General features: G+C 56.5%; 8 protein-coding genes, 1 tRNA gene and 1 pseudogene. 7 read left to right on the top strand and 3 right to left on the bottom strand.

What is annotated here, in order from left to right; all coding sequences use genetic code 11:
• Window positions 1-126: 126 nt before the first annotated feature.
• A pseudogene (locus tag ABJI08_RS13945) lies at window positions 127-675 on the bottom strand (DDE-type integrase/transposase/recombinase); the annotation flags it as partial.
• Between ABJI08_RS13945 and ABJI08_RS13940 the strand changes: the two are divergent.
• Entirely contained in the window at window positions 675-875 is a 201-nt protein-coding gene (locus ABJI08_RS13940; RefSeq protein ID WP_348402454.1) for a hypothetical protein, read from the top strand. The pseudogene ABJI08_RS13945 and the gene ABJI08_RS13940 sit on opposite strands and share 1 nt — an antisense overlap.
• A 268-nt stretch (window positions 876-1,143) precedes the next feature.
• Here the strand turns inward: ABJI08_RS13940 and ABJI08_RS13935 are convergent.
• A tRNA-Leu gene (locus ABJI08_RS13935) sits at window positions 1,144-1,230 on the bottom strand.
• 223 nt (window positions 1,231-1,453) lie between these two features.
• Here ABJI08_RS13935 and ABJI08_RS13930 point away from each other — a divergent pair.
• Window positions 1,454-2,434, top strand: coding sequence for a complex I NDUFA9 subunit family protein (locus tag ABJI08_RS13930; protein ID WP_348402453.1), 981 nt, complete (start codon window positions 1,454-1,456; stop codon window positions 2,432-2,434).
• A gap of 51 nt (window positions 2,435-2,485) precedes the next feature.
• Here the strand turns inward: ABJI08_RS13930 and ABJI08_RS13925 are convergent, their stop codons facing one another.
• The gene (locus ABJI08_RS13925) at window positions 2,486-3,289 is read right to left on the bottom strand and encodes an undecaprenyl-diphosphate phosphatase (protein ID WP_348402452.1); all 804 of its coding nucleotides are present in this window, start codon (window positions 3,287-3,289) and stop codon (window positions 2,486-2,488) included.
• A gap of 221 nt (window positions 3,290-3,510) precedes the next feature.
• Between ABJI08_RS13925 and ABJI08_RS13920 the strand changes: the two genes are divergently transcribed.
• The 5 genes from ABJI08_RS13920 (at window position 3,511) to ABJI08_RS13900 (ending at window position 11,183) form a co-directional block, all read left to right on the top strand.
• The gene (locus ABJI08_RS13920; RefSeq protein WP_348402451.1) at window positions 3,511-4,944 is read left to right on the top strand and encodes an NAD(P)-dependent oxidoreductase; all 1,434 of its coding nucleotides are present in this window, start codon (window positions 3,511-3,513) and stop codon (window positions 4,942-4,944) included.
• A 110-nt stretch (window positions 4,945-5,054) separates the two neighbouring features.
• A complete protein-coding gene (locus ABJI08_RS13915; protein ID WP_348402450.1) occupies window positions 5,055-5,720 on the top strand; it encodes a hypothetical protein in 666 nt (221 codons plus the stop codon).
• A 4-nt stretch (window positions 5,721-5,724) separates the two neighbouring features.
• The gene (locus ABJI08_RS13910; RefSeq protein WP_348402449.1) at window positions 5,725-6,129 is read left to right on the top strand and encodes a GFA family protein; all 405 of its coding nucleotides are present in this window, start codon (window positions 5,725-5,727) and stop codon (window positions 6,127-6,129) included.
• A 29-nt stretch (window positions 6,130-6,158) separates the two neighbouring features.
• On the top strand, window positions 6,159-10,697 hold the full coding sequence (gltB, locus tag ABJI08_RS13905; protein WP_348402448.1) for a glutamate synthase large subunit: 4,539 nt from the start codon (window positions 6,159-6,161) through the stop codon (window positions 10,695-10,697).
• Between the two features lie 120 nt (window positions 10,698-10,817).
• On the top strand, window positions 10,818-11,183 hold the full coding sequence (locus ABJI08_RS13900; protein ID WP_348402447.1) for a DUF4189 domain-containing protein: 366 nt from the start codon (window positions 10,818-10,820) through the stop codon (window positions 11,181-11,183).
• Window positions 11,184-11,328 lie beyond the last annotated feature (145 nt).

The raw sequence follows: 11,328 nt of genomic DNA, 5'->3' as shown, positions 1-11,328 counted from the left end.
AAAGCCTGTCGTTTTGCGCTTGACTTGGTACCGAACGCACCTGCCGTCATTCAGTTTGGTGTCATTTGGTCTCTTATGACCTGCCGCCCGAAGTTTTCCTCGTTCTGAGCTGTCCTCAGTTTCGTAGACGCCTGATTTTTTCAGTTTGAGCCGTCTTTCTTCGAAGTCAACCATTGCCGGCAACACATGCAAATCATGTGTGAGAGGGGGCGACAGCATGCCGTTGTTCGTGTGGTTGCGTTTTGGTTTGTAGAACAGCTCGATGTATTCGAAGACTGCACGTCGCGCTTCCTCGCGGGTGCGGTATTTTCACCGCCTGAACTTCTCCCGCTTCAAGAGCTGAAAGAAGCTCTCGGCGACTGCGTTGTCCTTTGCCCGGCAGGCGATTTGCAAAGCAAATCTGCCGAGAGGAGGGGCGATTGCCCCTGCGGCTCATCAAGTGTTCCAGATTGTGTTCGCACAGGAAAGCGACCCATTCACGGCTGGTGAATTTTGCGCCTTGATCTGAATGGATCAGCAGGCTTGGCCTGGACTTTCGCCGCCAGATTGCCATCAGCAATGCCTGAACTGCCAGTTCTGATGTTTGGCGTGACTGGACTGCCCAACGACAACACGCCGCGAGAACAGATCAATGACCACGCAGAGATACGCAAAGCCTGCGTGCGACCGCAGATATGCTGAGCGACGGCAAGCTGACCCCTGCCCAGTGTCACCACGAACGGTGTATCGCCATGGCGCAGTGGGATGGCATCGGGCACCTGCCCCGGGGGGCCTTCACGGTGTTCGAGGATCTAAGCCTTCAAGATCAACTGGGCGAACGCGCTGGGCGTGATGCCATGGCTGAAAAGCTGCGCTGTCCGAGAGTGTACCCATAATATTAACAGTCGGATTGACCGGGTCAGGCACTGGATAAGTCAAAGCCTGGCCAACTCGCCCGATGACGCCCGACACCCCCTTGCCCTTCAAGGCGGGCAGTCATCTCTATCAATGCCCACTGGAAAAATCTCCGGTGCATTTTTCAAGAACCGCCCGGTTGCACCCAACAAATAGCGGTGATACGCAGCAAATGTGGGGGTAAATGTGGGGTTGAGACCAGACCCTGCTTCTCAGAGCTTTAATAATAAGGGCAATACGACCTTGTTATGGTGCCCAGAAGAGGACTCGAACCTCCACGTCCATACGGACACTAGCACCTGAAGCTAGCGCGTCTACCAATTCCGCCATCTGGGCACGGGTTGGTGAAGCTGGCATTTAGACCCGAGGGGGTGTGGTGTCAACGATGTTTTTCTGAATATTGAGAAAATCGTGACGCGCTTGCCATTTAAGATAAAAACTTTTTGCTACCGCCGACGCGACAGCCTGAGGATTCTTGTCGCGGGTATGTGTTTGCGGCTTGTTCCCAAGGCGTGTCAGCGTTATTCCGAACTAACATTTAATTGTGCGGAGGCCCAAAATGTCGAAACTTGTCACCATCTACGGCGGTTCTGGTTTTGTTGGACGCCACATTGCACAACGCATGGCCAAAGAGGGCTGGCGCGTGCGCGTTGCGGTGCGCCGTCCGAACGAGGCAATGTTTGTAAAACCTTACGGCACTGTTGGTCAGGTTGAGCCGGTGTTTTGCAACATTCGCGATGACGCGTCGGTTGCGGCTGTGATGAACGGCGCGGACGCCGTGGTGAACTGTGTTGGAATTCTAGATAACAGCGGTAAGAACACGTTTGACGCCGTGCAGGCAGACGGCGCCGAACGTATCGCCCGGATTGCCGCCGCCAATGACGTCGCACGCATGGTGCATATCTCTGCGATCGGAACCGATACCGCATCCGACAGCGACTATGCACAGAGCAAAGCAGCAGGCGAGGCTGGCGTTCTGGCCCATATGCCCGGTGCCATGATCCTGCGTCCCTCGGTTGTGTTTGGTCAGGATGATCAGTTCTTTAATCGTTTCGCGTCAATGGCACGCATGGGGCCGTTTTTGCCGCTGATTGGTGGCGATACAATGTTCCAGCCGGTTTTCGTGGACGACGTCGCGCAAGCAGCGGTCATGGGTGTCACAGGCAAAGCAGAAGGGCTTTTTGAGCTTGGCGGACCCGAGGTGAAATCCTTGCGGGGATGGGTCGATGTTATCCTCAAGGAAATTCTGAGAACCAAGATTGTCGTGAACCTGCCCTTTGGCGTTGGCCGCATGATGGGCTGGGGTTTCGACATGGCCAGCAAGGTTCTGTTCGGTCTGGTGGACAACAAAATTCTGACCCGCGATCAGGTGAAGCTGTTGCACAATGATAACATCGTGTCTGAGGGCGCGCAGGGGTTTGCCGAGCTGGGCATCCAACCCACCGCGCCAGAATCGATCCTCAGCGAGTACCTTTGGCGGTATCGCCCGACAGGGCAATACGACGCGATCAAGAATTCAGCTAAGAATCTCAGCGTCTGATACGCTTGTTGGAAATTGATACGGATTTAAGGGCGGGTCGATTGATCCGCCCTAACTGTATGCGAAACCAAGCAGAATCAGCCCCAGAAACACTCGGTAAATCACATATGGCGTAAAGCTGACCGCCTGCAAAAGGCGCATCATAAAGCTGAGCGCGAAGAGGGCGGCGACAAAGGAGATCGCGGCGGCGATGGCACCGTCTCGTGCGACCTCAACGTTAGCTTGTCCGGCAACTTCGATGCCAAGCAGTACACCGCTGGCGATGATCGTGGGGATAGACATCAGCATAGACAGTTTGGCTGCGTCATGACGGGTGTATCCCAGATTTCGGGCACCGGTGATGGTGATCCCGGATCGCGATGTTCCGGGGATCAGCGCCACCGCCTGCCAAACGCCCATGATCAGCGCGTCACGCAAGGTCCAGTCGCTTTTGGTTTTTGTGCTGCCGCCGTATTGGTCGGCCCACCAGAGCACAATACCGAACACCAGCATCGCCCAACCGATGACCGCAACCGATCGCATCGCGTCGTCCAGACCTGTGAGTTTGAGAACAAGGCCCGCAAGGATGACCGGTATCGTTGCGACAATCAGAAGAAACGCCAGCTGTGATCCCGGTGTGTCCCTGCGCCCGGTCATCAGGCGTGGCAATCCCAGAATGGCGGCGCGCACATCTGACCAGAAGAACAGCACCACAGCCCCAAGGGTGCCCATGTGCACAGCCACGTCAATAGCCTGTCCCTGATCTTGTAGCCCGGTGAGATTCGGCAGCAGAATCAGGTGGCCTGAGGAGCTGACCGGCAGAAATTCGGTGACGCCCTGAATAAGAGCCACCAGTATAATGTGAAACAGCGACATTGGGCCTCGCGGGTGGCGGTGATGAGGTAAAGGTATAAGTTACAGAAAATAAAAGGAAAGTTGTTTTTTAGGTCCGGTTCGGCCGGAAAAATACCGCATTGCAGCGAAATCCCGCGCGCCCGTGGGCAAAAATAGTGAATTTAGGTCAGTACTTTTGACTTTTATCTTGTTTCGTTTTTGCTTAAACACGCTGCACTGAAGTGGATCGGGAGAAAGCTGCCGTGGCTAAGCAACCTATGCTCAAATTTGTATCTGTGGAACGTGACATGCCTGATAAGCGTGACGCGACTGTACGGAAACAGGATTTCGATGAGATATACGCTGAGTTCGCAAAGGCCAAGGCCGAAGAACAGGCGAGCCGCTGTTCGCAATGCGGTGTGCCGTATTGCCAATCGCATTGTCCATTGCACAACAACATTCCCGATTGGCTGAACATGACCGCGACGGGTCGTTTGGAAGAAGCGTATAGCATCAGCCAGGCCACCAACACATTCCCGGAAATCTGTGGCCGCATCTGCCCGCAGGACCGTTTGTGCGAAGGCAATTGCGTGATTGAGCAATCTGGCCACGAAACAGTGACCATTGGTGCTGTTGAAAAATACATCACAGATACCGCGTGGGACAATGGCTGGGTCAAGCCGCCGTCTCCGACTCAGGAACGCACAGAAAGCGTTGGCATCATTGGTGCTGGCCCCGGCGGATTGGCCGCTGCGGATCGTCTGCGTCGTGCGGGCGTGCAGGTCACTGTATATGATAGCCATGACCGTGCCGGTGGATTGCTGACCTATGGTATCCCCGGATTTAAGCTGGAAAAAGACATCGTCATGCGCCGCAATGATCAGCTGGCACAGGGCGGCGTGACCTTTAAGCAGAATTGCGAAGTGGGCAAAGACATCAGCTTTGCCGAAATTCGCGACGCGCATGACGCCGTGGTTATTGCCACGGGTGTTTACAAAAGCCGTGATTTACAAGGCCCTGGCGCTGGTGCCGGGGGTATTGTTAAGGCGATTGATTATCTGACTGCGTCGAACCGATTGAGCTTTGGCGACACTGTGGCCGAGTTTGAAAGCGGCGAACTGAACGCCGAAGGCAAAAAGGTTGTTGTGATCGGTGGCGGTGACACTGCAATGGACTGTGTGCGCACAGCGATCCGTCAGGGCGCAGAAAGCGTCAAATGTCTGTATCGCCGTGACCGGGCCAATATGCCGGGATCGCAGCGCGAAACGCAGAACGCCGAAGAAGAAGGCGTGGAATTTGTCTGGCTGTCAGCGCCCAAAGGCTTTGCCGGTGATCCGGTCAAAGGTGTGATGGTGCAGAAGATGCGTCTGGGACAGCCCGACGCTTCGGGCCGTCAAAGCCCTGAGGTGATCGAAGGTGCCGATTACGTTGAAGATGCGGATCTGGTGATCAAGGCATTGGGTTTCGAGCCCGAAGACCTGCCCACACTTTGGGATGAACCGGCGCTGGAAGTGACCCGTTGGGGCACCGTCAAGGCACAGTTCACAACCGGCGCAACCGAGCTGGATGGCGTCTATGCGGTGGGTGACATCGTACGTGGCGCAAGTCTGGTTGTCTGGGCGATCAAGGATGGGCGTGACTGCGCCGATGCGATCCTGAACTCGTTCGGCGCCGCAACTGCCGTGGCCGCAGAATAGGGATCGGCACAGCGTCGGTATCGCGTCGGTATTGTGTCGGTGCGCCGTCAGGACAGGCGGCGCAGAAACGACAACAAAGCTGACTGATCAATAGTGGAAAGGACCAGGCTATGCGCAAGGTAACTGCCCTAAGTTTCGGGATTGCGATTCTGACCGGATCGTCGCTTGCGGCCCAGACGATGGCCGTGGGCGAAGGTTGCGAAGCTTATGCCACTGTTCATCGCGACAGCTGTATCGTGTCCAACTATGTCAGATGCGGAGACCGCACCGAGGTATATTCATTTTACAAGACAAGGCTGACCGACACGCATGTGTTCGGCCCGGACTGGGATCTTTTGAAATATGTGGCGGACGGCAACACAAATTCCGTGCTGGCCAGCCCGGGAACCGCACCAGAGGCATCGCTGACCCAAGCGCTTGAAACCGGCGAAAGTCTGGGCGCACGCGAGTACGGGTTTGCGACCGGCGTTCTGAAGGACAACAAGCTGGACGTTGTTTCGCAAATGCGCATGAGCGACGCGGAAGTTGAGCTGAATGGCCACACGCTGCGCGTGGGGTCCGTGACGCGCAATATGACCGTTCGAAAGAATGGTGTGACCGCGCAATACGATTTTGTCACCTATGCCACGCCGGACGGCCGTCTGTTTATCGAAGGGTCAGCCGATGTTGAACAATTCGGAAATGCCAGCCGTCTGGAATGGACACCGCGCCAGATCGCAATGCCCGGTGAAGACGGCTTTCTGAGCGTGACCTCAAATTTCGGTTGTGAGGGGTGACGAGATGAGTGGCCCGAAAACAGGACAATGCATGTGTGGCGCGGTGACATTCGCCGTGAAAGACACACCGGCAAAGTTCAACTCCTGCTATTGCGACATGTGCCGCCGCTGGACCGGAAGCCGGTTTCTGGGTGTGCCGCTCAAGCAAGCTGACCTGAGCGTCGCGGACATGTCTGCCGTCTCTACCATCCAAAGCTCGGACTGGGCCGAGCGCGGGTTCTGCAATCGTTGCGGCACCGCGCTTTGGTACAAGGCGCTGGGTACGGATCGGATTAACCTTTCGGCGGGTCTGTTTGACGACACCGACGATTTGACTTTGGAACGCGAATTTTTTGTGGATCAGAAGACCTGTGTACACGCGTTCCCGGAAACAAGAATTCAATTGACCAGGGCCGAGACGATCGCGTAGTTCGCGCCCTCGGAAGAAGGAGAGCCCCAATGACCAAATATGATGAAAACTGGGTTCGCGAGGAAGAAGCCAAGCGGACATGGATGGCCGAGAACGGGCTTTATACGCAAGAGGAAGAGCATTCCTCATGTGGGGTTGGTCTGGTTGTGTCGGTCGATGGTAAGCCCAGCCGCAAGGTTGTTGAGGCCGGGATCACTGCGCTTAAAGCGATCTGGCACCGGGGTGCTGTGGATGCGGATGGCAAAACCGGCGATGGCGCGGGTATCCACGTGCAAATTCCGGTGCATTTCTTTTATGATCAGATCCGCCGGACCGGCCATGAACCCCATATGGATCAGCTGATGGCTGTGGGTCAGGTGTTTCTGCCGCGTACCGATCATGGCGCACAGGAAGCCTGCCGGACCATCGTTGAGTCCGAAGTTCTGAAAATGGGCTATGGCATCTATGGCTGGCGCCACGTGCCGGTCGACATCACTTGTTTGGGTGAAAAGGCCAATGCGACGCGTCCTGAGATCGAACAGATTTTGATCTCGAACTCCAAGGGTGTCGACGAGGAAACGTTTGAGCGCGAGCTGTATGTGATCCGTCGCCGGATCGAAAAAGCGGCTGCCGCAGGCAATATCAACGGGCTCTATGTGGCGTCGTTGTCGTGCCGGTCAATCATTTATAAGGGCATGATGCTGGCCGAACAGGTCGCTGTTTTCTACCCCGACCTTCAGGACGAGCGGTTTGAATCGGCGTTTGCGATCTATCACCAGCGCTATTCGACCAATACGTTCCCGCAATGGTGGTTGGCGCAGCCATTCCGCATGTTGGCCCATAACGGCGAGATCAACACGTTGAAGGGCAACCTGAACTGGATGAAAAGCCACGAGATCCGCCTGGCTTCGGCCACGTTTGGTGACATGGCCGACGACATCAAACCGATTGTGCCGGGCGGAAGTTCGGATTCTGCGGCGTTGGATGCTGTGTTCGAAATGATGGTGCGCGCGGGCCGCTCAGCGCCGATGGCGAAAACCATGCTGGTGCCGGAAAGCTGGTCCAAGCAGGCGGTGGAATTGCCGCAGGCGTGGCGCGATATGTATTCCTATTGCAACTCGGTCATGGAACCGTGGGACGGCCCGGCCGCTCTGGCGATGACCGATGGGCGTTGGGTTTGCGCCGGACTGGACCGCAGCGGACTGCGCCCGATGCGCTATGTTGTGACGGGCGACGGGCTGTTAATTGCGGGTTCCGAGGCCGGAATGGTGCCGATTGACGAATTCGACGTCATCGAAAAGGGCGCCTTGGGTCCGGGACAGATGCTGGCCGTCGATATGGCCGAAGGCAAACTGTACCACGACACCGAGATGAAGAATAAACTGGCCAATGCACGCCCCTATGGGAGCTGGGTTGGCAAGATCCGCAATCTGGCGACTGAATTAGGTCAGGTCGAAGAAAAGCCGACCTTTGGTGGTGAAGAGCTGCGCAAACGTCAGATTGCTGCGGGCTTCAGCATGGAGGAAATTGAGCAAATTCTGGCGCCGATGGCCGAAGATGCCAAAGAAGCGCTGGCTTCGATGGGGGACGACACGCCCAGCGCGGTGCTGTCGCGCAAGTATCGCCCGCTCAGCCACTTTTTCCGTCAGAACTTTAGTCAGGTGACAAACCCGCCCATCGACTCGCTGCGTGAATTCCGCGTGATGAGCCTGAAGACCCGGTTTGGGAACCTCAAGAACGTGCTGGACGAGGATGGCAGCCAGACGGAAATCGTGATGCTGGACAGCCCGTTTGTGGGCAATGCTCAGTTTGACCACCTGCTGAATGCCTTTGAAAATACTGTTGTGCGGATCGATTGTACTTTTGATGCTGGTGCTGGTGATGGCGCGTTGCGGATCGGTCTGGAACGCATTCGCACTGAAGCCGAAGACGCGGTGCGCAGCGGTGCAGGTCATATCGTGCTGAGCGACGAGGCGCAGAGCGACGGCAGAATTGCGATGCCGATGATCCTCGCGACCAGCGCTGTGCACAGCCATCTGACCCGCAATGGTCTGCGGACGTTCAGCTCGCTGAACGTGCGGTCTGCTGAATGTATTGACCCGCATTACTTTGCCGTGTTGATCGGGGCAGGCGCCACGGTTGTGAACGCCTATCTGGCCGAAGACACGCTGGCCGACCGGATTGACCGGGGGCTGGCTGACGGCACGCTGACCGAAAACGTTTCGCGGTATCGCGAAGCCATTGATCAGGGTCTTCTCAAGATCATGGCCAAAATGGGTATTTCGGTGATCTCATCCTATCGCGGCGGTCTGAACTTTGAGGCGGTTGGTCTGAGCCGCGCCATGTGCGCGGAGTATTTCCCCGGCATGACAAGCCGCATTTCCGGCATTGGTGTCAGCGGCATTCAGCGCAAAGTCGAAAAGGTTCACGCCAAAGGCTGGCTGAGTGGTCAGGACGTGTTGCCGATTGGTGGGTTCTATAAGTCGCGTAAATCGGGCGAAACCCATGCGTGGGGCGCGCAGACGATGCACATGTTGCAGGCCGCCTGTAACAAAGCATCGTACCAGATGTGGAAGCAATATTCGAAGTCTATGCAGTCCAATCCTCCGATTCACCTGCGCGATTTGCTGGATTTCAAACCACTGGGCGAAGCGATCCAGTTGGAAGAGGTTGAATCGATCACGGCGATCCGCAAACGCTTTGTGACGCCGGGCATGTCGCTGGGGGCGTTGTCGCCCGAGGCGCATAAAACACTGAACGTGGCGATGAACCGGATTGGTGCCAAGTCGGATTCCGGCGAAGGCGGCGAAGATCCGGCGCATTTCGTGCCGGAACCAAATGGGGACAACCCATCGGCCAAAATCAAGCAGGTCGCATCAGGCCGGTTTGGCGTAACTGCTGAATACCTGAACCAGTGTGAAGAGCTGGAAATCAAGGTGGCGCAGGGTGCGAAACCGGGTGAAGGCGGGCAATTGCCGGGCATGAAAGTGACCGACCTGATCGCGCGTTTGCGTCATTCGACCAAAGGCGTGACGCTGATTTCACCGCCACCGCACCACGACATCTATTCCATCGAAGACCTTGCCCAGCTGATTTACGATCTGAAACAGATCAACCCGCGCTGTAAAGTGACGGTCAAGCTGGTGGCGTCTTCAGGTGTTGGGACAATTGCCGCCGGGGTCGCCAAGGCCAAGGCTGATATTATCCTGATTTCCGGCCACAATGGCGGCACAGGTGCCTCTCCTGCAACCTCGATCAAATACGCGGGTCTGCCATGGGAAATGGGTCTGACCGAAGCGCATCAGGTTCTGGCGATGAACAACCTGCGGGAACGTGTAACGCTGCGCACCGATGGTGGTTTGCGCACCGGACGTGACATTGTCATGGCGGCGATGCTGGGTGCCGAGGAATACGGTATCGGTACGGCCGCGCTGATCGCGATGGGCTGTATCATGGTGCGTCAGTGCCAGTCCAACACCTGTCCGGTTGGTGTGTGTACGCAGGATGAAGATCTGCGCGCCAAATACACCGGATCGGCGGACAAGGTTGTGAACCTGATCACCTTCTACGCGCAGGAAGTGCGCGAGATTCTGGCCTCGATCGGGGCACGGTCGCTGGACGACGTGATTGGCCGGGCGGATCTGTTGGCTCAGGTGAGCCGCGGGTCGGCGCATCTGGATGATCTGGACCTGAACCCACTGTTGATCACGGTCGATGGCGCTGCGGACATTACCTATAACCGCAACAAAGACCGCAATGCCGTGCCTGATACGCTGGACGCGGAAATCGTGCGCGATGCGCATCGCTTCCTTGAAGACGGTGAAAAAATGCAGCTGTCTTATGCCGTGCAAAACACGCATCGGACGGTGGGCACACGTACCTCTTCGCATATCGTGCGCAATTTCGGCATGCGTAACGCGCTGCAGGAAGACCACCTGACGGTCAAGCTGACCGGGTCTGCCGGACAGTCGTTGGGGGCGTTTGCTGCGCCGGGTCTGAAAATCGAAATCTCGGGCGATGCCAACGACTATGTCGGCAAAGGTCTGTCCGGCGGTATGATTGTGGTGCGTCCGCCCATGGCGAGCCCGCTTACGGCGTCTGAGAACACGATTATCGGCAACACCGTCCTGTACGGCGCCACCGATGGCCATCTGTTTGCGGCAGGCCGCGCTGGCGAACGGTTCGCGGTACGTAACTCGGGCGCCAAGGTGGTGATCGAAGGCTGTGGATCAAACGGATGCGAATACATGACCGGCGGTGTGGCGGTTATTCTGGGTGAGATTGGTGCTAACTTTGGTGCCGGTATGACGGGCGGCATGGCCTATCTCTATGACCCGGACGCGCAGGCTGACAATGTCATGAACACAGAAACGCTTGTGACGTGTCCGGTGTCTGTGGATCATTGGGAAAACCAGCTGAAAGGTCTGATCGAGCGTCATGCCACAGAAACCGGCAGCCGCAAGGCCGCGGATATTCTGCAGCACTGGGACGTTGAAAAAGACAATTTTGTTCAGGTTTGCCCCAAGGAAATGCTGGCCCATCTGCCAGCGCCGCTGACCATAGAAGAGCAAGCGGTTCCCGCCGAATAAGCGGCCCTTCAGCAAGACAACAAGACCCTGCGACCGTTGGCTGTGGGGTCTTTTTTATGTGTGCTTTGGAATTTTTCGAATTTGCCCCATACTGGTATTGAAACTAGGGGACACACGCAAATGAATTTAAGAACACTCAAGTTGGCAATGATGGCATTGGCGATGCCGAGCATGGCGATGGCCGGTCAGTGCGGTTACGAATATTGCTGGGGCGCGGTAGGGATCGGTCCAAACGGCGCGTGGGGGTTTTCCTGGGGCCAGTATTCTGAGCAGGACGCCGTCAACGCGTTGCAGAGCGAATGTGAATGGGACTGCAATAACGTTAAGACGTTCTACAACACTTGTGGTGCGATGGCTGAGGGCAATCAGGGCAACTGGGGCTTTGGCTGGGGCAATTCACGCGGTCTGGCCGAGGATAACGCGATTGGCTATTGCTATCAAAATGGGGGCGGGTGCCAGATTAAAGTCTGGTCCTGTTCGCCTTGAGTGTCGCCCACGCGCGCGGATGCACGGCAGCAATACTTGATCTCACTTTTCGCATAGTCGTGGAGAAACACCTCTCGTGCTCGACTTCTGACCAGTCTGGCCGGCGGTTTAACGGCTGGCTAGCCCTTGGACAGAGTCTTAGCGA

Source organism: Shimia sp. (genome assembly GCF_039969785.1).
Lineage (GTDB): Bacteria > Pseudomonadota > Alphaproteobacteria > Rhodobacterales > Rhodobacteraceae > Shimia.
Note: the sequence above shows the minus strand (reverse complement) of the source record. Positions and strands in the feature narration are given on the sequence as shown.